This is a genomic window from Ruegeria sp. CH6, assembly GCF_056537005.1.
Genome location: NZ_JBQFQS010000009.1, coordinates 146,293 through 167,665 on the forward strand (window position 1 = coordinate 146,293; position 21,373 = coordinate 167,665).

The 21,373-nt window shown below is 53.1% G+C and carries 24 protein-coding genes; 16 read left to right on the forward strand and 8 right to left on the reverse strand.

Annotated features, from left to right (window positions below; translation table 11 throughout):
- The first annotated feature begins 51 nt into the window (after positions 1-51).
- Complete coding sequence (locus ACR0CW_RS17125) at positions 52-1,941, forward strand: SLC13 family permease (RefSeq protein WP_480788704.1); 1,890 nt, start codon at positions 52-54, stop codon at positions 1,939-1,941.
- Between the two features lie 101 nt (positions 1,942-2,042).
- On the opposite strand, the gene ACR0CW_RS17130 is transcribed toward ACR0CW_RS17125, so the two are convergent.
- Positions 2,043-2,930 carry a LysR family transcriptional regulator gene (locus tag ACR0CW_RS17130; protein ID WP_480788705.1) on the reverse strand — a complete coding sequence of 296 codons (888 nt, stop codon included), beginning with the start codon at positions 2,928-2,930 and terminating at the stop codon, positions 2,043-2,045.
- A 104-nt stretch (positions 2,931-3,034) separates the two neighbouring features.
- On the opposite strand from ACR0CW_RS17130, the gene ACR0CW_RS17135 reads away from it, so the two are divergent.
- The 8 genes from ACR0CW_RS17135 (at position 3,035) to ACR0CW_RS17170 (ending at position 8,334) form a co-directional block, all read left to right on the forward strand.
- Positions 3,035-3,325 carry a putative quinol monooxygenase gene (locus ACR0CW_RS17135; RefSeq protein WP_170336714.1) on the forward strand — a complete coding sequence of 97 codons (291 nt, stop codon included), beginning with the start codon at positions 3,035-3,037 and terminating at the stop codon, positions 3,323-3,325.
- A 26-nt stretch (positions 3,326-3,351) separates the two neighbouring features.
- On the forward strand, positions 3,352-4,365 hold the full coding sequence (locus tag ACR0CW_RS17140; protein WP_480788706.1) for a zinc-binding alcohol dehydrogenase family protein: 1,014 nt from the start codon (positions 3,352-3,354) through the stop codon (positions 4,363-4,365).
- Positions 4,366-4,389: 24 nt separating this feature from the next.
- Complete coding sequence (locus tag ACR0CW_RS17145) at positions 4,390-4,746, forward strand: VOC family protein (RefSeq protein ID WP_480788707.1); 357 nt, start codon at positions 4,390-4,392, stop codon at positions 4,744-4,746.
- 146 nt (positions 4,747-4,892) lie between these two features.
- Positions 4,893-5,276, forward strand: coding sequence for a nuclear transport factor 2 family protein (locus ACR0CW_RS17150; RefSeq protein WP_480652535.1), 384 nt, complete (start codon positions 4,893-4,895; stop codon positions 5,274-5,276).
- A 136-nt stretch (positions 5,277-5,412) separates the two neighbouring features.
- Complete coding sequence (locus tag ACR0CW_RS17155; protein WP_480788708.1) at positions 5,413-5,916, forward strand: aggregation factor core; 504 nt, start codon at positions 5,413-5,415, stop codon at positions 5,914-5,916.
- A gap of 13 nt (positions 5,917-5,929) precedes the next feature.
- A complete protein-coding gene (locus tag ACR0CW_RS17160) occupies positions 5,930-6,382 on the forward strand; it encodes a TspO/MBR family protein (protein WP_480788709.1) in 453 nt (150 codons plus the stop codon).
- Between the two features lie 65 nt (positions 6,383-6,447).
- Positions 6,448-6,948, forward strand: coding sequence for a CIA30 family protein (locus ACR0CW_RS17165; RefSeq protein WP_480788710.1), 501 nt, complete (start codon positions 6,448-6,450; stop codon positions 6,946-6,948).
- A gap of 213 nt (positions 6,949-7,161) precedes the next feature.
- Complete coding sequence (locus ACR0CW_RS17170; protein ID WP_480788711.1) at positions 7,162-8,334, forward strand: adenylate/guanylate cyclase domain-containing protein; 1,173 nt, start codon at positions 7,162-7,164, stop codon at positions 8,332-8,334.
- A 137-nt stretch (positions 8,335-8,471) separates the two neighbouring features.
- On the opposite strand, the gene ACR0CW_RS17175 is transcribed toward ACR0CW_RS17170, so the two are convergent.
- From ACR0CW_RS17175 to ACR0CW_RS17195, 5 genes are all read right to left on the reverse strand, one after another.
- Positions 8,472-8,921, reverse strand: coding sequence for a MarR family winged helix-turn-helix transcriptional regulator (locus tag ACR0CW_RS17175; protein WP_480788712.1), 450 nt, complete (start codon positions 8,919-8,921; stop codon positions 8,472-8,474).
- Entirely contained in the window at positions 8,911-10,011 is a 1,101-nt protein-coding gene (locus tag ACR0CW_RS17180; RefSeq protein ID WP_480788713.1) for an Acg family FMN-binding oxidoreductase, read from the reverse strand. The genes ACR0CW_RS17175 and ACR0CW_RS17180 overlap by 11 nt, the downstream gene beginning before the upstream one ends.
- A 213-nt stretch (positions 10,012-10,224) precedes the next feature.
- The gene (locus tag ACR0CW_RS17185; RefSeq protein WP_480788714.1) at positions 10,225-10,902 is read right to left on the reverse strand and encodes a GntR family transcriptional regulator; all 678 of its coding nucleotides are present in this window, start codon (positions 10,900-10,902) and stop codon (positions 10,225-10,227) included.
- Complete coding sequence (locus ACR0CW_RS17190; protein ID WP_480788715.1) at positions 10,899-11,930, reverse strand: Gfo/Idh/MocA family protein; 1,032 nt, start codon at positions 11,928-11,930, stop codon at positions 10,899-10,901. Before ACR0CW_RS17190 ends, ACR0CW_RS17185 begins: the two co-directional genes overlap by 4 nt.
- Positions 11,927-13,015 carry an isocitrate/isopropylmalate dehydrogenase family protein gene (locus ACR0CW_RS17195; protein WP_480788716.1) on the reverse strand — a complete coding sequence of 363 codons (1,089 nt, stop codon included), beginning with the start codon at positions 13,013-13,015 and terminating at the stop codon, positions 11,927-11,929. Before ACR0CW_RS17195 ends, ACR0CW_RS17190 begins: the two co-directional genes overlap by 4 nt.
- A gap of 135 nt (positions 13,016-13,150) precedes the next feature.
- On the opposite strand from ACR0CW_RS17195, the gene ACR0CW_RS17200 reads away from it, so the two are divergent.
- The 7 genes from ACR0CW_RS17200 to otnC are packed head-to-tail and all read left to right on the forward strand — an operon-like array spanning position 13,151 to position 19,473.
- Positions 13,151-14,158, forward strand: a complete 1,008-nt coding sequence (locus tag ACR0CW_RS17200; protein ID WP_480788717.1) for a Bug family tripartite tricarboxylate transporter substrate binding protein — start codon at positions 13,151-13,153, stop codon at positions 14,156-14,158.
- Between the two features lie 56 nt (positions 14,159-14,214).
- Positions 14,215-14,964: a hypothetical protein gene (locus ACR0CW_RS17205; RefSeq protein WP_480788718.1), complete on the forward strand. Its 750-nt coding sequence runs from the start codon at positions 14,215-14,217 to the stop codon at positions 14,962-14,964.
- 4 nt (positions 14,965-14,968) lie between these two features.
- On the forward strand, positions 14,969-16,480 hold the full coding sequence (locus tag ACR0CW_RS17210) for a tripartite tricarboxylate transporter permease (protein WP_480788719.1): 1,512 nt from the start codon (positions 14,969-14,971) through the stop codon (positions 16,478-16,480).
- Complete coding sequence (locus tag ACR0CW_RS17215) at positions 16,480-16,767, forward strand: putative quinol monooxygenase (RefSeq protein ID WP_480788720.1); 288 nt, start codon at positions 16,480-16,482, stop codon at positions 16,765-16,767. The genes ACR0CW_RS17210 and ACR0CW_RS17215 overlap by 1 nt, the downstream gene beginning before the upstream one ends.
- The gene (locus tag ACR0CW_RS17220) at positions 16,764-17,561 is read left to right on the forward strand and encodes an N-acyl homoserine lactonase family protein (protein ID WP_480788721.1); all 798 of its coding nucleotides are present in this window, start codon (positions 16,764-16,766) and stop codon (positions 17,559-17,561) included. The genes ACR0CW_RS17215 and ACR0CW_RS17220 overlap by 4 nt, the downstream gene beginning before the upstream one ends.
- Entirely contained in the window at positions 17,558-18,835 is a 1,278-nt protein-coding gene (gene otnK / locus ACR0CW_RS17225) for a 3-oxo-tetronate kinase (protein WP_480788722.1), read from the forward strand. Before ACR0CW_RS17220 ends, otnK begins: the two co-directional genes overlap by 4 nt.
- Positions 18,832-19,473, forward strand: a complete 642-nt coding sequence (gene otnC, locus ACR0CW_RS17230; RefSeq protein ID WP_480788723.1) for a 3-oxo-tetronate 4-phosphate decarboxylase — start codon at positions 18,832-18,834, stop codon at positions 19,471-19,473. Before otnK ends, otnC begins: the two co-directional genes overlap by 4 nt.
- A gap of 242 nt (positions 19,474-19,715) precedes the next feature.
- Here otnC and ACR0CW_RS17235 read toward each other — a convergent pair whose 3' ends face one another.
- Together ACR0CW_RS17235 and ACR0CW_RS17240 are read right to left on the reverse strand one after the other, a co-directional pair.
- Positions 19,716-20,078 (reverse strand): cupin domain-containing protein, encoded by a 363-nt coding sequence (locus ACR0CW_RS17235; protein WP_480788724.1) that lies wholly within the window; start codon positions 20,076-20,078, stop codon positions 19,716-19,718.
- A 64-nt stretch (positions 20,079-20,142) separates the two neighbouring features.
- Positions 20,143-21,183, reverse strand: a complete 1,041-nt coding sequence (locus ACR0CW_RS17240) for a YeiH family protein (RefSeq protein WP_480743202.1) — start codon at positions 21,181-21,183, stop codon at positions 20,143-20,145.
- Between the last annotated feature and the right edge of the window lie 190 nt (positions 21,184-21,373).

The window sequence follows — 21,373 nt, forward strand, 5'->3', positions numbered from 1 at the left end:
TGGTCCTTCGTATTTGCTGCTGGTTGGGTAACGTTAGGTTGGGAGTACGATATGGAATTACCAACACTGACGTACGAAATGATAGCCGTACTGAGTCTATTGTCTTTTACCGTCTTACTTTTTGTTACCGAGATTATACGGATTGATGTCGCAGCAATTCTTGTAATGGTGCTGCTTGGTGCACTGAGCTATCTCCCGGGGCTAGGTAATCTTGCAGATGTATCCAAGCTCTTTGAAGGTTTTTCCTCGAACGCTGTGATGTCCATCATCGCAGTTATGGTAATCGGGGCTGGGCTTGATAAGACGGGGCTTATGTCAAAAGTTGCGGCCCTGATCCTCAAGAATGGTGGCACGACAGAGGCTCGGATAATCCCCATAATATCTACAACGGTTGGTGTCATCAGCTCCTTCATGCAGAACGTCGGAGCTGCTGCGCTTTTTCTTCCCGTTGTGAGCCGCATCTCAGCACGTACGGAAATCCCGATGAGTAGGTTGCTGATGCCCATGGGGTTTTGCGCAATACTGGGTGGTACCATCACATTAGTCGGGTCGTCGCCCCTCATCCTGTTGAATGACCTGATTGTTTCGGCAAATTCATCTCTACCGGCCAACCAACAAATGGAGACATTTGGGTTGTTTTCAGTCACGCCTATCGGCGTGATGCTGGTGCTGACAGGGGTGCTTTATTTTGTGCTCTTTGGTCGTTGGGTCCTCCCAGCGCAGCGGGAGCGTGGCGAGGACGCAAGCTCGGCTCGGTCCATGCAGACCTATGTCGAAAACACCTATGGGCTTAGGGCCGATATGTTCGAGATACGGGTTCCAGAGGGCTCGATCTTGATTGGACAAACGCTCGCAGATGTCATGGTCGCCCACAACTTATACATTCTTGGCACATCCTATCGCGGACACAAGGTCATCGCGCCGATGGCTGATACAAAGATCGAAGCGCCAGCGCGGCTTGCAGTGCTTGGCCTGCGCCGTGTTGTTGAGCATCAGTTTGCTGAACCTTACGGTTTAGAGATCCTACCCCAACTAGATGTCTTTGCAGATGATTTCGCCGCGACCCAATCGGGGGTCGCAGAGGTTGTTATTCCGCCCGGCTCTTCAGTGATCGGCCAGACTCCGATTGATTTGCGCCTCCGTCAGACACACGGTTTGTCTCTGTTGGCCATTCAGCGCGGCGAAGAAACACTGAGCCATGTAGAAACCGAAGATCATTCAGCCACGCATATCGGGCAAGTTCCTTTGCAAGCCGGTGATACGTGTGTGGTGCACGTGCAGTGGGACCGTCTGACACGACTGAAGTCAGACAGGGATTTCGTCGTTGTCACCTCGGATTTTCCACAAGAAGAGTTGCGGCCTCACAAGGTTGGATGGGCGCTCGCCTTCTTCCTAATAGCGTTGATCTTAATTCTGTTTTCTGATCTGCGCTTGTCGTTGTGCCTGTTAATTGGCGCTGTTGGCATGGTTTTGAGCCGGGTGTTGTCGATTGATGAGGCCTACGAGTCGATAAGTTGGAGCACAGTTTTTCTACTCGCTTCACTGATCCCGTTGGGTCAGGCAGTTCAGAACACCGGCACTGCGGATTGGATTGCAGCACATGTGTTGGCTCTACTGAAGGGTTGGCCGATATGGTCGTTGCAAGCAGGAGTAGCCGTTTTGGCTACGGTATTCACGCTGGTCATGTCCAACGTAGGTGCAACTGTTCTGCTGGTGCCGTTAGCCGTTTCTATTGCGGTATCTTCGGGTGGAAACCCGGCTGTATTTGCTCTTACCGTGGCAATTTCGACGTCTAACTCATTTTTGATCCCAACCCACCAGGTGAACGCGTTGATCATGGGGCCCGCAGGTTATCGGGTGGTCGATTTTGTTCGCTCAGGCGGAATCATGACGCTACTTTTCTTAGTTGTCTCAATGACCGGGCTTGCGCTTTTCTTCTGAGCCGCTTCTCGGCGATCCGTACAGATGTACTCCGCTTCAGCTCAGAAGAACTCATAAGGTGAGGTTCTTGTGAGCAAACTTTAGTGTCTTCCCCTGCTGCCTCAACTCACACCAAATTTGCGACGCAAATGCTCGGCCAAGGCCGTTATGCGACGTGGTTGGGCGCGGCTAGGCGGAAACATCATTTGCAGAGGTTTCGGCGGTGGCAGGAAGTCGCGCAAGACAGAAACAAGTCTGCCAGATCGAACATCGTCGCCAACATCCAGCTCCGACTTTAATACGACCCCATGGCCTGAAATTGCCCAATCGCGGATGAGTGAACCATCATTGACTATTCGATTTCCCTTTACCGACACGCGCTGGGCATTTGGTCCAGATCCAAACTCCCAAACGTTATCAATCATGTCGCCAAACCTCATGACCAAGCAATTGTGGTTTAATAGATCTTCTGGTTTTTCAGGCGTTCCGAATGAAGCTAGGTAATCTGGGGACGCACATACGAACCGTTGGTAGCTTCCTAGACTTCGCAATCTGAGCGAGCTGTCTGTTATGTTGCCAAAGCGAACGGCGAGGTCAAAACCCTGGCCTACAAGGTCGACATAGCCGTCCGAGAGGGACAGTTCGATTGAGACGGCGGGGTTCTTTTCGGTGAATTCGGCAATAACTTCGGAGACAAAGCTCCGTCCCAAATCGATAGGCGCGCTTATGCGAATTGGACCAGATAGAGTTTCGGCACCATGCCGAACAAGTGTGTCCAAGTCCGCAACCTCACCGAGTACACTTTTTGCACCGTCGGCTAGTAACCGGCCTTCTTCAGTCAGGCTGATGGAACGGGTGGTTCGGTTGAATAAAACCACTCCGTAGTGTGTTTCTAGGGCCGCGAGGCGCTCGGATACTGTCGTGCTCGACATCCCTGTCTCCCGCGCCGCGGCCACAAGACTGCCTTTCTCGGCTATAGTCAGAAACAAGCGAAGATTGTCTAAAAGCATTAAACGGAATTTCCGGATTATATGTTCGATTTGGACCTGTTTATCCCGAAAGGACTGCGGCGTAAATCTGGCACATCCTTCAAGAACACAAGGGACCTATTCCAATGGCCAAGCTGACAATCGTCGCCAACATCAAAGCCAACCCTGACAAGATCGACCTCGTAAAGGCCGAGCTGATCAAGCTCATCGACATAACCCGTGCCGAAGAGGGTTGCATCAACTACGACCTTCATCAGGACAACGACAACCCGGCTCATTTCGTATTCTACGAAAACTGGGAAAGCCGGGAGCTTTGGCAAACCCACATGGGTGCTCAGCACCTTGCGGCTTACTTGGAAGCAACAGAGGGTGCCGTTGCAGAATTCACGTTGAATGAAATGACAGTCATCGGTTGATACAGAACCGAACAAAGGAGCACGTTATGAAAGCCGTGGGATACCGTGAGACAGGGTCGATTGATCGGGCGGACGCCTTAATCGACTTTGAGGCCGATAAACCGACGCCGAAGGGGCATGACTTGTTGGTGAAAGTGCAGGCCGTGTCAGTGAACCCAGTCGATACGAAAATTCGGCAAAAACGTGCTCCCGCGGGTCCAGCACCTGATATTCTGGGATGGGACGCAGTAGGGATCGTCGAAGCAATTGGCGAAACGGTTGAGACTTTCAGTCCGGGAGATACAGTTTGGTACGCCGGGGCAATAAACAGATCGGGGACCAATGCCGAGTTTCATCTGGTGGATGAACGTATTGTCGGAGCCGCGCCAAAATCCATACCGGCGAAAGCGGCTGCGGCGATGCCGCTAACGACGCTTACTGCTTTTGAGATGCTGTTCGACCGCTTGCGAGTCCAAGATGCCGTTTCCGGCGGAACCAATACGTTGCTGGTTATTGGTGGCGCTGGTGGTGTTGGGTCAATCACCATTCAATTGGCACGGGCTCTCACTGAATTGACAGTGATAGCGACGGCGTCCCGACCCGAGACACAAGACTGGGTTCGAGAGCTGGGCGCACACCATGTCATCAACCATGCGGAACCTTTTGGCACACAACTCGAGGCTCTCGGTATCGACAGCGTGGATTTCATTTATTCGACAAACCATTCCCAGCTTTATGCTTCCCAAGCTGGAGAGGTGATGACACCTCAAGGTCGCTTTGGGTTGATTGATGATCCTGAAACCTTCGACATCGCGCCGTTCAAACCCAAATCGATCTCATTGCATTGGGAGTTCATGTACACTCGGTCGCTTTTTGGGACTGGAGATATGAACCGTCAAAGCGAAATCCTGAATCAGGTCGCCGGGTTGATAGATGACGGAAAGATCAGATCCACAGCGACCGATACACTTGGTAGGATCAATGCTGCAAACTTAAAGAAAGCGCATGCTATCCTTGAAAGCGGCAAGGCCAAAGGAAAGCTGGTGCTTGAGGGTTTTTAGATGAGAATTGAGCGGCTGGATCATGTGAATATCGTGACGACTAGGTTGCCTGAGATGGTTACTTGGTATGAAGAGGTCTTGGGTTTAAAACTCGGGGCCCGCCCTGATTTTCCGTTTCCCGGAGCGTGGTTGTATGCGGGTGATCACGCCGTGGTTCACCTTGTAGGTCACGAAGGAACGCCTAATGTCGGCTCCGAAGTGAAGCTCAAGCTCGAGCATTTTGCGCTCTCAGCCACAGGGTTGAGAGCATTCGAAGAAAAACTGATCTCGTGTCAGATCCAGTATCGCAAAACTGATTTCCCGGGGGCTGGAAAGGTGCAAATCCATGTGGCCGATCCTGATGGAAATCATATTCACATAGACTTTGAAGAAACCGAATAAGTGGCTAACCCGTGAAATAGTCGCAACGCAAAATCAAGCCGGTAACTTCTTGCCGATTAGGGATTGAGGTCCTTGCCGGGTTGCTTCCAAGACTTGCGTGGGCCAACATTTTTTTGGGCGGTGCAAACGTCGATTTGGAGATCAGTATGCCGGACCTCAAAACAAACAAGAAAAATGTCATCGCTTTCTACGAAATGATGTTCAACGAGTGTCGACCTGCCGAGGCCATAGAGATCTTTGTTGGGGAAACCTATACGCAGCACAACCCGCATGTTGGCGACGGCAAGCAAGCGTTTATCGAATATTTCGAGCGCATGGCCGCCGAATACCCGGGAAAGCGTGTGGATATCAAACGTGCCTTTGCTGAAGACGACCACGTTATTCTGCATTGCCACCAAATCTGGCCCGATGGTCTCGAGTACGCAGGGATCGATATTTTTCGCCTGGATGTCGATGGGAAGGTTGTCGAGCACTGGGACGTTCTTCAGGAAGTTCCAGCAAACAGCGAGAATGACAATGGCATGTTTTGACTTCGCCGTTCTGACAGCGGTGCATAGAACTTCGAAAGGCCCTGTCGGCTAAACCACGATGGTCAAAGGGTATAAGTCTGATCCATGAAACCCGTCGAAGCGTATCTATCAAGAACCCTTTAGTTAGGAGATAAATATGCTCCCGAAGAGTATTCTTGCGGCGACCCTTGGACTTTTCACAGCCACCTCGCTTCAAGCTGGTGTACAAATTCGCTTTATAGAAGGCGCACCCAAGGACCGTTTTGTTCTGACAAATATCGGAACGTGCGAAGTTGAAGCTTCGACCCTCAAAATTGATTTGTCGCAATCTACCGGACGATTGATCTTCGACGTTACCGAAAAAGGTGCGGGCGTAGAGGTCTTTCAACCTCTCGAATTCGTTGAGGGTGCGGATGCTCTGCGGCAATTTCCAGTGGTCGTGGACGGACAAAATACAATTGAACTTGAGATCGCATCCCTCGCAGCCGGGGATAAACTCGCCTTTACCATCGATGTGGATGACACCATCGGGCAACGCGAAATCACCGTAACAGGGTCGGAGATCGAAGGCGCCACGGTATCATATTCCGATGCGGACAACGTCAGTACTGCAACATTCTCTTCCGAAGCGCTTGTCAACGTGACGACCAAGCATTGCTGAAAGCAGTCCCGCAATGTCGAATTTGTTGATCCGCATAGCATTTCTTGCGCTCATGTTGGGAGGCGGCATCCTGATCGGGACACTGACCGCACCTGGTGATTGGTATGCGCAGCTTTCTAAACCGGCTTTCAATCCACCAAATTGGATATTTGGCCCGGTCTGGACGGTGCTTTATGTGTTGATTGCCAATGCCGGTTGGCGCCAGTTCGAAACAGACCGAAGCTCGACTGCCATGAAGCTGTGGTGGGCGCAGATGGGTCTGAACTTTCTGTGGTCCCCAGCCTTTTTCGTACTGCAACTGCCGTGGTTTGCTCTTGTGATCATTGTCGCGTTGTTGGCTGTAATCGTCATGTTCATCGCTCGGGTCAGGAATTCAGATCGGGTTTCCGCACTGGCCTTCCTGCCGTACTTTGCGTGGGTCGCATTTGCCACGGCCTTGAACTTTTCTATCGCGATACTGAACTGAGAAAGTACGATATGCGTGGAAACTTCGCTGGGCTTGTTTCAAGTCTTTTTATCATCGGATCTACAATGGCACAGGCTGGTGAAAATCTTGCAGAGGACTTCTCCGAGTCTCCGGAGACACGTTGGGACTACGTTGCCGACACTGTCATGGGAGGGGTCTCATCAGGGCAGGTGCAGTTTAGTTCGGAAGGTGAGGTTGCATTCGCGCGGTTGACCGGAACAGTGAGTACAGAAAACAACGGGGGCTTCATCCAGTTTCGACGCAAGTTGCCTGATCGGCCAGATGCGAGTGTTTCGGGCGTCAGGCTCTTGGTCCGGGGTAACGGCGAGCAATACTTCGTCCACCTCAGGACTCGTGGCACGGTGCTTCCGTGGCAATACTATCAGGCCGGGTTTGCAACTTCTGAAGAATGGACCGAAGTCACTTTGCCTCTGTCAGAATTCAAGGCTTCAGGTGCCATGTTACGCGCTATTCCCGTCGCTGACGAAATCACCTCAGTTGGAGTTGTAGCCTACGGGCGCGACCACGAGGTTCTCGTAGATGTCAGCGGGATTGGTTTCTATTGATGGTCGCCCGAGCGAAGGGCTGCAATCTTCAGTTAGGCCGGTTTGGAACCGCACGAAATCGAAATGTACCAAACTATCTTTCCGATGGATTACAATCCAAAGATCACCCTAGCGTCAACTTGGATCAGTCAGATCAGTTTGCTCAGTAAAAGCAAGCGACATTGCAAATCCAATAGTCTTTGCTCATCGTTTCCGAGCGACTAAATTGGGCCCATGGAACAAGTCGCTCGACTAACCGAATGGATGATCACAGAAGGTCGGCGCTCCGGCGATCCCGTAAAGGTGGTGTCACAGTTCTGTTCTTCCTTGACCGAAGCCGGAGTTCCGCTGTGGCGAGCAAACATCGGCCAGCGCTTTGCCAACCCATTGCTTATTGCCTGGGGGGTAGTTTGGACGCCTGAAGGTACCGACTGCTACGACGTCACCCATGAGACGATGTTGACAGATGGTTATGTCGGGAGCTCATTTGAGTATATTCTTGCGAACAGAAAGCCACTTCACAAAAGTCTCCGGCAACTGGACTTAGAAACAGAGCATTCATCCTATCTGGAATTTGCAGAGCAGGGCGGCACCGACTACTATGCCACCTTGCTCTATTACGGTGATGGATCGTTGCATGGTTACACCTTTGTTACGCAGTCGCCGGACGGATTTTTGCAGGATCATCTTAGACTGATTGAAGCGGCATTACCGGCCCTTTCTTCCGCTCTTGAGCCCGTTACGATGCGCAAATCGTCTAAAGGTTTACTTCGAACTTATTTAGGAGATGGACCTTCCGAGGCCGTCTGGAGCGGCAATATAAAGCGCGGTGAGCGAACAACTCTGGATGCCGTGGTTATGTTCTCTGATCTGCGAGGTTTTACGGCACTTTCCGAGACCTCTCCGGAAGAAGAAATCTTTGACACGCTTACTGACTATTTTGATCTGGTGGTCAAAGCCGTAGAAGACAACGGTGGAGACGTCCTCAAGTTCATGGGCGACGGCATCCTATCAATCTTTACTATTGAAACTCAAAATGACCACGCCGACCGATGCCGCATGGCAGCGCTCGCAGCTCAGAGCATATTGAGTGGTTTGACTTCTCTCAATTCACGACGAGAAGGTATTCAAAAACCGCCTTTGGACATTGGTGTTGGAATCAACGTTGGACAGGTCAGTTATGGTAATATCGGCAGCCCTGGCAGGCTTGATTTTACAGTTCTGGGCGGCGCGGTTAACGTCGCAAGCCGAATTGAAGGCTTAACAAAATCAATTGGTCGGAGAGTGTTGGCGACTTCAGCTGTTGCAAATACTGTACCGAACATGTTCGTCAGCTGTGGAGATCACGAAATACGTGGCCTTGCCCAACCCATTGAGCTGTTCTCTCTCTATGAGTGCGCGCAATAACAAGGTGTGTGCCTCTGATGGTTGTGACATTTGCCTACACGTCCACATTGCCAAAAGGATCACTGCCGCTTCCCCGGGCGGAGACTTCATGATGTTCTGAGAATTTTACTGCTTGCTTGAGCTGACGCAGGTTGCGCCTAGTCCCGCTCACGGTCCAATGTTTCGCGAATGAGGGTCAGATTAGGCAAAGAACTGTGAAACGGTTCAGGCCCCAGTTCGAACAAAACTGGACCAAGAGCTTCCGACATCCGCTCCATACAAGCTTTCAAAAACTCCGCGCCTTCCGGTGTGGACCGAGCAATTTTCGAACGCTTATCATTGGGATTGGCTTCAAGGGTAATCAGGGCATGATTTTCAAGGCTCGAGAGCATATGCGTCATCGATGTCTTGGGCACTTGAAAAGCGTTCGATAGCTGTAGTGGAGTTTCTCCCTCGGGACGCCGGACCAGGTGGCCTAAAATTCCAAATTGAGTCGCTGTCATTCGACCAGGCAAGAACGCTTCAAGCTTGGTCGAGATCAGCTGATTAATGATCCCGACCTCGGTGAAGAACCGGTAGACTTCGTTGGTCTCATCCTCAAGCTTCATTTAGAATTCGTGTCTCCAGCGGCCAGCGGGGTGTGGCAATTGGCTCGGGTCCATACCCCAAACGCAGCAACATTTGCACTGTGTGGCCCGGTGACGCAAGAAGCTCATGCGCCAGAGCGTATTCGTTAGCCATCTCAGGATATTCCTGAAGGGCCTGACTGACTGGATGAACGCCCAGGCCCATTTCGGTTGTCTTCAGGTAAAAACGCATCAATTGACGTCCGGCATCGAGTTGATCGCTTCGCGTATTTGTGGCTGTCGTAAGGATTGCGTATTGCGGCGTCGCGTCTAGCATCGCGAAGTAGTCTCGCATGTGTGACTGAGTGCCTGGGTGGTCAACGTTCATCAGGGTCTCATTGTCCAATAGGCCGGTAAGTCGCAGCGTTTCCAGCATGGGATCGCGCAATTCAATCCCGTCTGGGTTGGCATTGATTTCTGCTTTCCCGATCCGCATCAGGTCGACGGATTCTTTCAGGGTCTGCGGCGTTCGCATTTCGATTTCAAAGGCGCGTTTCGTGAGGTCTCGAATACGGGCCACCAAATCTTCATCGGTAATCAGAGTGGCGTAGTTTTCAAGGGCTGACACTTCCGCCTCGGACAGCCGCTGTTCAGTGTACGGTTCTTTGTTTGAATGTCGGTTGAGGATTTGATCTGAAAGCGGATCGGATGCCCCGCCAGGAACAAACACCGCTTCTGCGATGGGTCCGTCATCCCCATCTGGCAGCAACTTGACCTCAGTATCAAACCCGAGAGCACTTGCCGCCAATACCATCGTCTCAACAAAGGCGCCGAGGCCAATATAGAGTTGGCGGTTGTAAGGATCGGTTTCCGGAAGCTCGCGATCAGGATCACGGTGGATGCGCACCTTGTCTTGTCCAACCAACTCGACCAGCCAAGGTTGCAAGTTGTGTGGATTGGGGGCGAGAATTGCGTAGGACAAAGCGGCTTTGCGTAGGTCGTCATACGGTTTTGGCGTCCACGGAGCCAGCGCGTCATGCGGCGTGCGTGTAGCAAGGAACGCGACCGCGCCCGTTGCCGCCAGTATTGTGCCGCCGCCTAGAATCTTGAGAAAACGTCTTCGATTTGGCATTTTGAGTCTCCAATAGTACGATATCGAACTAATTTAATCCGAAATCGTACTATCTTAACCCCATCGATGCAGTGATTGGTTGAGTGACCTGAAAAAAGTAAATCAGAACAACCGGGCTCAACGATGGACTGCCGTGTTAGACAGGTGTTCGGAGAGCCTTTTGTGCCTAAAAAAGCAGCTACTTTAGTTGATTAACGATCGAATACGAGCAGATCAGAGGCTGTTGAGCCGATGTTTTTCGAGTATCCCGCAAAGCATAGCCTTGGCTTGTAGTCTGTGTTCACGATGACGTTCACGGGCAACATCCGGTCGACCTTCACTAATTGCTTGAAAAACAACACGGTGATCTTCGTTGGATTTGACGGGCAGGGGCCTGATGAACAACGTCGTTGCGCGCGCGCGACGCACCTGGTCGCTCATCATGGCGACAATCGCTTCGACCCGTTTGTTGCCGCCCAACCGAACGAGCTCCTGATGAAACAACTCGTCGGCCTCGGCCCAGTCTTCTAGGTCTTCGGCTTCGATGGCTTGGTCCATCTTTGCAATTGATCCGGCAAGTACTGCCAGTTCATCTTCTGAATAACCCGCTTCGGCAGCGCGCTGTGCTGCTAGGCTCTCGAGTTCCGTCAGTATGTCGTAAATTTCACGCATATCGTCTGATGAAACAGGCAGTATCCGCACACCCTTGCGGGGCCGCATTTCCAGCAACCCCTTACTTTCCAACATCAGCGCAGCTTCCCGTATCGGAGTGCGGGACATGCCCAGAGTTTCGGCGAGTTCCGACTCCAGATGGTCAGTTCCGGCCGCAAGTTCGCCAGACAGGATCATCTGTCGCAAATCCCTAACAGCGCGTTGCGTATTGGAAAGAGTTTTTGCGTCCTGATCCTTCACGGTGTCTCCAGGTTGATCTTTCGCCCTTCCGCAGCCGAGAGATAGATGTTCTCTTCGATGCGGATCACATCCAAATAATCTCGGGCCGTGTTTTCCAACGGCGTGCCTCTTAGAAGGCCTGAAACGACGTGACTTTGCAAGGCGTGGACGCAGTCTCCTCCAAATCCATCGTGATCGCTTGGAGGTAGAATCTGCTGCCGCTCCTGTTTTCCAAAACCGCGGAGTTCTACTGAACCGTCGCCGTTAAGAAGCAGTGATCCTTGCGTTCCCTCGATGAGAGCCTCGCCCATGGTCTGACGCAGGTTTTCGGCACTGTGGTCAAGGCATCTGTTGCCATCGAACAGAGCTTTCAAACCGTTGGGGTGGTCAAACAGGATGTAACCTGCATCCTCGCCTGCGATAACTGGGTTAACTTGGCGCAAGTCTGCATAAACTGCGCTGGGCGCATCGAACAAATAACGGAATGTGTCTACCCAGTGCACCGCAGTTTCATGCACCAGAAAACGTGGCATAACTTGAAAGTACGGCTGCCGGTCAAGGTAGGCGTGCGGTCCCTGTCCGTCGCCGGGCCGAAGCCGGAAAGTCGCTTGTAGAGGTGTTCCAATTCGACCCTCGGTCATCGCTACCTTGATCGAACGATACCAGGGCTGGAAGCGAAAGTTCTCGTGCACAACAATAGTTGCGCCTACCGCTTCAGCCTCGGAGACGATCTTCTCCGCTTCATCCAGAGACATGCAGAAAGGTTTTTGGCAGATCAGCCACTTTATGCCCGAATGCAGCGCAGTTCGAATAGCGTCGGCTTGCGCCACAGGTGGAAGGATGATGTCCACGAGATCTGGTTTTTCCGCCTCCAGCATTTTCGACAGATCATCGTAAGCGGCCAGCCCTGTTTCCTTCGCCTTGTTGATATCACGGTTGCAGGATGCAATCGGAACCGCTCCGGGCATTCGGGACCAGCTTTCGTAGTGGAACCTACTGAAATACCCCGCACCCACACAAGCGACCCTGATGGCTTGTTGGGTATTCATGCCCGCAATGCCTCCAATACCGATGAGGCTGCGTCCTGCGTTCCGGCGGTGCCACCAAGGTCACGCGTCAGGTCCTTTCCGTTCGCCGTCACCTTTTCCACGGCTTCACGCAATCGTTCGCCGTCGTTGGACAGGTCTGGGTGATCATGGGTCAGCCCCAACCATTCAAGCATCATTGCTGCGGATAGGATCATCGCAAATGGGTTGGCAATACCCTGTCCCGCAATGTCCGGAGCGGAACCATGGCAGGGTTGGAACACGGCGTGGTTTAACCCGATATCTGCTGAAGGCGCCAGTCCAAGACCGCCCATAAGACCTGCACCAAGGTCGGAGAGGATGTCTCCGAACATGTTCTCAGTGACCATAACATCAAATTCCCAAGGTTTTTGAACCATCCATAGAGCGGTGGCATCAACATAAACATGGTCTGCCTGCAATTCGGGATGGTTTGCAGCTTCTGCATCAAACATCGATCTGAAGAACGCAAAGGCGCGGAATACATTGGCTTTGTCGACACATGTAACTCGACCCCGACCGCGCCCGGTTCTTTTGCGGTTCTGGGCGAGTTCAAACGCGAAACGGAACAGTTTTTCGGACACCTCACGAGTGATCAGCAAAGTTTCACGTGCTTCGTGTTCAGTAACTTCGCCAGCGCCTTGGGTGAAGAACAGTCCTTCTGTGCTTTCGCGTATCAACACAAAGTCGATCTCTTTTCCGGGAGGCAGTGCCAAGGGGGTCATTTGTCCGCTGCTTACCTTTACTGGCCGTACACCAGCGAAGAGTCCCAGTTGCTTTCGCAAATCAATCTGCGGTGAAATCTCGGTTCCGTCAGGGTATCGAACATCCGGCAAGCCCATTGCAGACAGCAAAATCGCGTCAGCGTTGCGTGCAGTTTCGAGTGATCCAGCCGGAAACGAATCTCCAGTTTTGGCGTAGTGGCCTGCGCCCGCCGGAGCGTCTGTAAACGCCAGTTCGTAGGAAGGACTGCGGCGCGAGAGCTGACGCAGGATTTCAAGCGTAGGGGCCATAATTTCAGGGCCGATTCCGTCCCCGTGGAACACTGCCACATCATAACTTTTCTTCATCTTAGCCCGCTTCCTTCCCGTTTCGCATTCATAGCGCGATAGCAGCTTTCACTACAGTCCGTTGACAATGCATTCTTTAATGTATACGCAATTAAATGCAATAATAAACGCAAAGATGTTTGGGAGGACTTGGAAATGAAACTGAAGCTAGGGCGGTTGGCGGCCGCAGCCGTGATGGCGACCGGCATTGCAGGCGCAGCTGCTGCGCAGGATTATCCCTATCGTGATATCACCACAGCTGTGGTCTGGGGGGCCGGTGGTGGCACGGACACGATCAACCGAATGATCATGGCCGAGATGGAAAAACACCTTCCGGTCTCGATCAATGTGATCAATCAAACAGGTGGTGTCGCAGGCTCTAACGGTATGGTCTACGTCATGAACCAACCAGACGATGGCTACACATTGGTTGGTCTTTCTGAATCGAACGTCACCGCTGCTGTGCAGGGTGGTTGGGATAAGAAATTTGACTTTTGGTATCCGTTTATTGTCGGTGGATCACCTGATCTGATCTCGGTCCCGGCGGACAGCCCTTACAATACACTGGAAGAACTGGTCGACGCCGCAAAAGCTGCTCCTGGCACTATTCCGGCTGCGGCTTCCGGCGCGGGTTCGATCCATCATTTGAATCTTCTGGCCATCGAAAAAGGGTCAGGGACTGAGTTCAAGTTTGTTCCCTACAAAGGCTCAGCGCCCGGGCAGGAAGCAGCGATAGCGGGTGAAGTCGCGTTGGTTGTGACCTCACTGGCTGAACAGGCCCCGTTGATCGAAGGCGGTCAACTTAAACCGCTTGCGATGTTGACGCCCGAAGATGCACAGATTGCAGGGGCAACAGTGCCTTCTGCCTTTGGCATTTATGACGGTCTCGATCAGTATTTACCGCTCAAACAGGCCATCGGGTTTGCAGTTCACAGTTCAGCCGGGGACGACGTAAAGGCCGCGCTTGGTGATGCCTTCGAGCAAGCGATTGCCTCCGACACCGTCGCTGAATGGGCCTCTGCAAACAATTACGATGTCGGTGGTCAACACGGCGAAGAAGCTCAGGAGCTGTTTGCGAACCTTGAGGCGACATTTGCCTACACCTTGCAAGATCTGGGCGCAGCGACCGTCGATCCGGCGTCGCTGGGTATCGAGAAGCCCTAATCCGATCAACTTTGGAAGGGCGCGTTTGATCGCGCCCTTTCTGCCAGGAGGCAGGCATGGACAAAATCGACGAAACACTGGTCACGCGGACCCGCGATTTTTGGGCTGCTATTGTTCTAATAACAGTGTCCGTCTTTTTCCTTTGGAAGACATTGGACATCCCACTTTGGGGTGAAAACCGCGCAGGTGTAAGTGGGTCGGACTGGTACAACTCGGCTGCAATTGTACCGTTGTTCATCTTCTGTGGATTGCTTGTGTTGTCCTTCGTCTTGCTGGCTATTTCCATCCGCTCAGGTGGAGCCCAAAACGCGCTCAGTGCTTTGGGCATCGGGTGGGATAAGTCGGAAGCCTATCGAGCTTCAACCATAGGACTGATCCTTCTTGCATATGTCGTTGGGTTGGTTCCAAGAGTGGACTTCATTCTGTGCTCTGGGTTGCTGATCACGGCTTTGACTTACGGCTACTACGGCGGTCACGCGCGGCGTGCTTTGGTGGCTTGCATAGCAGTTGTCGTCGCCGGTTTGTTTGCGTTCGCCGTGTATCCTGCTCAGGCGGATTGGAATGCACACGGTGATGATTGGTTCACGCTGGCCTTTTGGGTGGCGTTAACACTAGTGGTGTTGACCAAAGCGGCTTCCGAACGTGTTTTGCGGTTCGTTCCATTGGTGGCAATACTTGCCCCGCTCATCCTCGTTTGTGCGATGGCCTTTGTTTTCCGGCAGAACGTGCCCGCGCGCGGCGGGCTGATCTTCAAGCAAATCGAATACCACTACTACGTAACGCTTCGTCCGCTATGGAAAGACTGACCGGATGGATTTTATTCTTTCGCAACTGGCTGGATTTGGGACTGCATTCGTGGGCCTGGCAGCGGACCCGCTGACTTATCTGTATTTGATCGCATCTGTGTTCCTGGGCATCACGTTCGGCGCATTGCCCGGTCTGACCGCAACGCTGGCAGTGACGATCCTGACGGGATTTTTCGGCAACAAGATCCCATTGGACTATTCGCTTATCGCTTTGCTTGGGGCCTATGTCGGCGCGATTTACGGCGGCTCTTATCCTTCTATTCTGCTGAACATTCCGGGCACGGCAGCCAGCGCGGCAACGGCCATGGATGGCTACCCTCTGGCCAAAGCGGGTCGAGGTGGCGAAGCACTAGGGCTGACCACGACGGCCAGTTTCATTGGCACAGTTATCGGAACCATCACGCTTTTGATTTTTGTCTGGGCGCTGCTTTTGGTTTCAAAGAACATCGCAAGCCCGGAGAAAGCACTGCTGGCCCTCTTCGGTATATTGCTTTCTGGCACTTTGATGAGCGAAGACCTGGTGATTAAGGGATGGATCGCCGGTCTGATCGGGCTTGCGATGTCCATGGTGGGGCTCGACCCTCTTTTGTCTGAACCGCGCTATACTTTCGGCTGGTCTTACCTGTTGAGCGGGTTTCAGGTCGTGCCAGTTTTGATGGGGGCCTTCGCCATTCCACAAATTATCGATGGCCTTCGGCACGTTGACGCAGGGAAAGTTCTGGCCTTGAAAGGTCGTATCCTTCCGAACCTACGCTCCATCCGACGCTACCTGCCCACCATTGGCCGTTCAGGAGTGATCGGGACTGGGGTAGGAGCGCTTCCTGGCGTCGGCGAAGATGTCGCCGGTTGGGTCAGCTACGGAGTCGGCAAGACCGTATCTACCGAGGGCGATAAGTTTGGAAAAGGGTCATTGGAAGGTCTGCTGTGCTCTGAAACAGCAAACAACGCCTGCATTGGGGGCGCGCTAATCCCGCTTTTGGTTTTGGGCATTCCCGGTTCACCACCCGCCGCGGCTTTGATGGGGGCTTTCAAGATCAACAACGTGATCCCAGGTCCGACGATAGACCCCGAGATCATTCTGCGTGTGGTTGCAATTTTGGTGCTGGCCTCCCTGACAATGTTCTTGATGGGGCTTTTCACCGCTCGGGTCTTTATCAAAATACTCGCCATCCCGCAGACCATCTTCTTGCCCGTTGTTATGGTTCTGACAACAATTGGGTCTTTCAGTGTTGGGGGTGGCATCAATGATCTCTACCTGATGCTTGGAGTAGGCGCCGTTGCCTATTTCATGAACTTGATGAAATACCCAATCGCGCCGTTGGTGATCGGGGTTATTCTGGGCAGCCTGTTTGACGAAACCTTCCGCCGGTCGCTGTTCTTGGCGGATGGGGATCTTGCGGTCTTCTTTTCACGACCTGGTGCCGCCATTCTGCTGGTGCTCAACATTGGTCTGATCCTAAGCCAACTGCCTGTTGCGAAGCGCGCTTTCTCACGTCTGAAAGGACTTTCCGTCTGATGTTTGTGGTTACTGTCACCTTCACTCTCAAGCCCGGTACGCGGGACACCTTTTTGCCGCTGATGGTCGAAAACGCTTCAACCTCTTTGCGTGAAGAACCCGGGTGCCAGCAGTTTGACGTTTGCCTCGGCGATGATCCTGAGACAGTTTTTCTCTATGAGGTTTATGATGACAGCGCGGCGTTTTCCGACCACCTAGTAAGCGCGCATTTCAAATCCTTCGATGCGGCTGTGGCTGATATGATCGCTACGAAAATAGTACACCAATATTCCGAGGTCATCCGATGAACGATTGGGAAATCCACGCCGTGAAATACGCGGATCGAAATGCCCGGACGCGAGCTGACAGTTTCATCATCGATGATAATCACGACGCACCTCATGCGATGGACTACTTCATCTGGGTATTGAAGCGCGGTAACGAAGTCATTCTGGTCGATACCGGCTACGATTCCGATGAGGCAGTCGCCCGTGGTCGTCCCATTGCGATGGACCCGCGCGAGGCTTTGCGACCCTTAGGCATCGCGCCGGAAGCGGTGACTGAGGTCATCGTGACCCATCTTCACTATGACCACGCAGGGGGGCTGCATATGTTCCCCAACGCAAAGTTGCACATACAATCGGCGGAAATGGCCTTCGCCACAGGCCCCTGCATGTGCCATGACCACCTACGTGCGCCTTTCACGGCTGGCCATGTCTGCGAGGTCGTAAAGCGCCTCTATTCAGGCAAGGTCGTGTTCTACGATGGAGAAGCCGAGATTGCAGATGGGGTCTCGGTACACTGCATCGGTGGACATTCGCGCGGGTTGCAATGCGTTCGCGTCAGAACGGCTGCCGGGTGGATGGTACTCGCCTCTGATGCCTCGCATTATTACGAGAATTTCATGGCGCGCAAAGCGTTTCCCATCGTTGTCGACCTGCAAGACATGATGGATGGTTTCGAGACGCTCGAAAAGTTGGCCTCGCACCCTCGACTTATCGTGCCCGGCCATGATCCGCTTGTGCGTGAGGTTTTTCCCGTCGGAGCGGCACCGCATATCCATAGGCTGGATTTCGGGCCAACCAGGGACATCAAATTATGAAGATCGGCGTCATAGCGGACGACTTTACCGGTGCGAGTGATATCGCGAACACCTTGGCAAAGGGCGTTGAGCCGGAAGGTGGGTTACGAACGGCTCAGTTCCCGGGTATTCCAACAACCCCAGCCGACGAGGAGATCGAAGCAGGTGTCGTCTCGCTCAAGAGCCGCACTACACCTGTCGAGGAAGCTGTTGCAGACAGTCTGAGTGCCTTGCGGTGGCTCGCGGACCAAGGATGCCAGCAGTTCATCTTCAAGTACTGCTCGACTTTCGATTCCACCACGGAGGGAAATATTGGCCCCGTTGCGGAAGCGCTGGCCAACGAACTGGGCGCGCAAAAGGTGGTTTTCTGCCCGGCCTTTCCGACAACGGGGCGTACTATCTATTACGGTCATCTCTTTGTGCTTGGTAAGCTGTTGCACGAGTCTGGGATGGAAAATCACCCTCTTACTCCGATGACGGATGCGAACATCAAGCGCTGGTTGCAACATCAGACCGAAGAAGCGGTTGGATTGGTGCCAGTTGACGCTGTGAAGCAAGGATCAGAGGCGATTGCTGCTGCTTTGCAGAACGCCGACGAACGATTTGTGATTGGCGATGCGATTTCGGATGAAGATTTGTTGACCTGGGGCGAAGCTCTAAAGAATGCCAAGCTCATTACTGGGGGATCGGGTATTGCGCTGGGGCTACCAAAAAACTTCCTGAGAGAGACTTCGTCCAAAAGTGCTGGCAGTGTCTTCACGGGTATCGCAGGGCCTGCCGCGATCCTTGCCGGTTCGTGTTCAGGTGCGACCCGCGGGCAGATTGAGATTCATGCGAAATCCCATCCAACCTTCGCCATTAATGTTCCGGGCGTGATGTCCGGGGATGTGACCGCGCAATCGCTTCTGGATTTCTTTGAAGCGCATCCGGATCAAGCGCCGCTCGCGTATTCATCGGGAAGCCCGGAAGATGTTCGCGCGATCCAAGGTCAATTCGGCCAAGAAGCCGTGGCGGAAAAGCTGGACAATCTCTTTGCAGATACAGCACGAGAACTTGCCGAAACGGGGTACAAGCGCCTTGTGGTGGCAGGAGGAGAGACGTCGGGAGCTGTTGCCAAAGCCGTCTTTGAGGCACTGGGGTCACCGGCCATGTCAATTGGGCCAGAGATCGACCCGGGCGTGCCAGTCCTTAGCGTTGGGAAATCTGAACCGATTGCGCTGGCTTTGAAGTCTGGAAACTTTGGCGCTCCAGACTTTTTCGCGAACGCCCTCAGAATGATGGAGGCAGGCAAATGAGTTCTGAAGAACAGGCCCTGCGACGGCAGATGTCCGAGCTGTGCGCCTCGCTGTTTGCGCGTGGCTTTTCCGTTGGCACTGCGGGCAATGTCTCTGTGCGTTTACTTGACGGGATTCTCATGACGCCAACGAATTCGACCTTGGGAGATATCGACCCCGAGCGCATCGCCAAGATTGATTTGGATGGGAACCACGTCTCCGGCGACAAGCCGACCAAAGAGGTTTCCCTGCATCAAGCCTTCTATGGGACGCGGCCAGAAACGGGCGCCGTGGTTCATCTGCATTCGACCTGGGCCACTGCTCTGTCTTGTCTGGAAGACACCGATCCCAATGACTGTATCCCACCGCTGACACCATACGTTGTGATGCGTGTCGGTACGGTCAAACTGGTTCCATACGTAAAGCCCGGCGATCCGAAGTCCGGTGATTTGATCCGCGATCTGGGCGGCAGGTATAGCGCGGTTCTGTTGGCCAATCACGGCCCCGTCGTTTCGGGAAAGGACCTCTTCTCAGCTGTCTGTGCCGCAGAAGAGTTGGAAGAAACGGCCAAGCTGTTAGTGGCTTTGCGCGGCCTGCCAACCCGCCTACTGGATGCTGAGAAAGTCGCAGAACTCAAAGAGACTTTCGGAAGGATGTAAATGGACACTGATAGGGGGAGTGTGCAAACTTTTGGGCAAATCGTGCAAAATTAGGCGCAAATACCACGCAAAGTTAAGGGCAAGTGCGCCTCAATTTAATTAATGAAATCAATAGTATGAGCGCAGGGTTATGAGCGCGCCTACACTAACCGGATCTGCAAGAACTCACGATCTAAGTTCTGCGCCCCCGTCTTTGACGGGGGCGATTTACGTTTGTCTTGCTCTGAAGCCTGCTTACTCACTCAGGAGCAGTCGCGGATGACAAAGTGTTTGGTTGTTTCTTCCACCACTTCCCAAAATCCACGAAACCCGTTTGGGATCATAAAGCTGTCGCCGGTGCGAAAGTCCTGCCGCGTTCCGTCTTCATGGATCAGTGCGCAATGGCCTTTGACGATATAGCAGTATTCATCCTTATCGGTGAATGCATGCCATTTGCCCGGCGTTGACGTCCAGGTCCCGGCAGATAGGGCACCATCCGGGCTTGTGAAATGCATTCCGATCTTGTGGTTGGGATCGCCGTCGACGACCCGGTCCGGCAGATCAGCTAGACGACGCTCGCTGCGGTTTGAAGGTTCGTCGAACAGATTGATGACATGTGCTGTCATAGTGATGTCTCCAGATATGTTTGGAATACTCTTTCGATGGTTATCATCGGCATCCTGCCCCAATTCACATATGCACTACATAGACGCCTATGAGGACGAACAGTGCGATAAAGATGGTTTCGGCCACAATCAGTGCAATCGCTTGTCCACCCACGTCCAGGATGCGTTTCAGCGACGTTTTCATGCCAACCGCAGCGATCGAAACAAGCAGCGCCCAGCGGCTCAGGCTGGCCATAGCGTCTGCGATTGCAGCTGGAATGAATCCGAGCGAGTTCAGTGTTGCAAAGATCAAGAAGCCTACAACAAACATCGGCAGAATTGGTGGGCGCTTTCCGCTTTCATCGGCAAAATCAGCGTGGCGACGAACCAAGGCCGAAATCACCAGAACAACAGGTGCAAGCATGGCGACACGGATCAGTTTCACAAGTGTTGCGACCTCACCGGCTTCATCCGAAACCGAGAAACCAGCTCCGACAACCTGCGCCACGTCGTGGATCGTGCCACCGAGGAAAACTCCGGACACCTCTGCATCGAAATCAAAAGCTTCGGTCAGGATCGGGTAGGCGATCATGGCGATCGTCGAAAGGACCGTAACCGACAACACGGTAAAGATCAGGTTTCGTTCGGAATGTTCATTTTTGGGCAGGATTGCCGAAATCGCCATCGCTGCAGAGGCACCACAGATCGCCACGGATCCACCGGTCAAAACACCAAATCGCCATCCACGGCCCAGCAGACGCGCGCCCAGCAGTCCAAACAGGATGGTCAGGAACACGCCTGCGACCACGACTGCAATCAGCTGAGGTCCCAGATTCATCATGAGCTCTAAAGAGATACGCGCGCCCAGCAGTGCCACACCAAATCGCAGAACGGTCCGCGCGGTGAAATCAATGCCTGCCTTGCAATTTCCGGCATCGTCTTCGGCCAGAAAATGAAACGCGATACCTAGCAACAGCGCCATCAACATCGCTGGTGCGCCGTAATGTTCCGACAGAAATTGCGCAGCGACCGCAACAACAACGGACACAAGAAACCCGTTTCCGTTCCTACGAACAAAATTAACCGCCCCCTGAAGGGGCGACTGAGATGCACTCTTCGCCTGCATCGGTTTTCCTTACCTGAAATCACGCCTTTAATGGCGGAGTAGATCGAAATTCTCCGGGCCAGCCAAGGCCCGGAGGTAGTATTTTCAGGCCGCTTTCGCTTACGCCTCTTGCGGTGTCATGTCGTTTGCGTCGATGCCGGCGACTGCGACGGGTTTTTTCATGGCGTCGCGGCGGAAGGGTTCACCCAGT

Bases quoted from the DNA above. Each gene is read 5' to 3' on its own strand.
- ACR0CW_RS17125 (WP_480788704.1), top strand. From the start codon at position 52: ATGGAATTACCAACACTGACGTACGAAATGATAGCCGTACTGAGTCTA.
- ACR0CW_RS17130 (WP_480788705.1), bottom strand. From the start codon at position 2,930: ATGCTTTTAGACAATCTTCGCTTGTTTCTGACTATAGCCGAGAAAGGC.
- ACR0CW_RS17135 (WP_170336714.1), top strand. From the start codon at position 3,035: ATGGCCAAGCTGACAATCGTCGCCAACATCAAAGCCAACCCTGACAAG.
- ACR0CW_RS17140 (WP_480788706.1), top strand. From the start codon at position 3,352: ATGAAAGCCGTGGGATACCGTGAGACAGGGTCGATTGATCGGGCGGAC.
- ACR0CW_RS17150 (WP_480652535.1), top strand. From the start codon at position 4,893: ATGCCGGACCTCAAAACAAACAAGAAAAATGTCATCGCTTTCTACGAA.
- ACR0CW_RS17155 (WP_480788708.1), top strand. From the start codon at position 5,413: ATGCTCCCGAAGAGTATTCTTGCGGCGACCCTTGGACTTTTCACAGCC.
- ACR0CW_RS17160 (WP_480788709.1), top strand. From the start codon at position 5,930: ATGTCGAATTTGTTGATCCGCATAGCATTTCTTGCGCTCATGTTGGGA.
- ACR0CW_RS17165 (WP_480788710.1), top strand. From the start codon at position 6,448: ATGGCACAGGCTGGTGAAAATCTTGCAGAGGACTTCTCCGAGTCTCCG.
- ACR0CW_RS17170 (WP_480788711.1), top strand. From the start codon at position 7,162: ATGGAACAAGTCGCTCGACTAACCGAATGGATGATCACAGAAGGTCGG.
- ACR0CW_RS17175 (WP_480788712.1), bottom strand. From the start codon at position 8,921: ATGAAGCTTGAGGATGAGACCAACGAAGTCTACCGGTTCTTCACCGAG.
- ACR0CW_RS17180 (WP_480788713.1), bottom strand. From the start codon at position 10,011: ATGCCAAATCGAAGACGTTTTCTCAAGATTCTAGGCGGCGGCACAATA.
- ACR0CW_RS17190 (WP_480788715.1), bottom strand. From the start codon at position 11,930: ATGAATACCCAACAAGCCATCAGGGTCGCTTGTGTGGGTGCGGGGTAT.
- ACR0CW_RS17195 (WP_480788716.1), bottom strand. From the start codon at position 13,015: ATGAAGAAAAGTTATGATGTGGCAGTGTTCCACGGGGACGGAATCGGC.
- ACR0CW_RS17200 (WP_480788717.1), top strand. From the start codon at position 13,151: ATGAAACTGAAGCTAGGGCGGTTGGCGGCCGCAGCCGTGATGGCGACC.
- ACR0CW_RS17205 (WP_480788718.1), top strand. From the start codon at position 14,215: ATGGACAAAATCGACGAAACACTGGTCACGCGGACCCGCGATTTTTGG.
- ACR0CW_RS17210 (WP_480788719.1), top strand. From the start codon at position 14,969: ATGGATTTTATTCTTTCGCAACTGGCTGGATTTGGGACTGCATTCGTG.
- ACR0CW_RS17215 (WP_480788720.1), top strand. From the start codon at position 16,480: ATGTTTGTGGTTACTGTCACCTTCACTCTCAAGCCCGGTACGCGGGAC.
- ACR0CW_RS17220 (WP_480788721.1), top strand. From the start codon at position 16,764: ATGAACGATTGGGAAATCCACGCCGTGAAATACGCGGATCGAAATGCC.
- otnK (WP_480788722.1), top strand. From the start codon at position 17,558: ATGAAGATCGGCGTCATAGCGGACGACTTTACCGGTGCGAGTGATATC.
- otnC (WP_480788723.1), top strand. From the start codon at position 18,832: ATGAGTTCTGAAGAACAGGCCCTGCGACGGCAGATGTCCGAGCTGTGC.
- ACR0CW_RS17235 (WP_480788724.1), bottom strand. From the start codon at position 20,078: ATGACAGCACATGTCATCAATCTGTTCGACGAACCTTCAAACCGCAGC.
- ACR0CW_RS17240 (WP_480743202.1), bottom strand. From the start codon at position 21,183: ATGCAGGCGAAGAGTGCATCTCAGTCGCCCCTTCAGGGGGCGGTTAAT.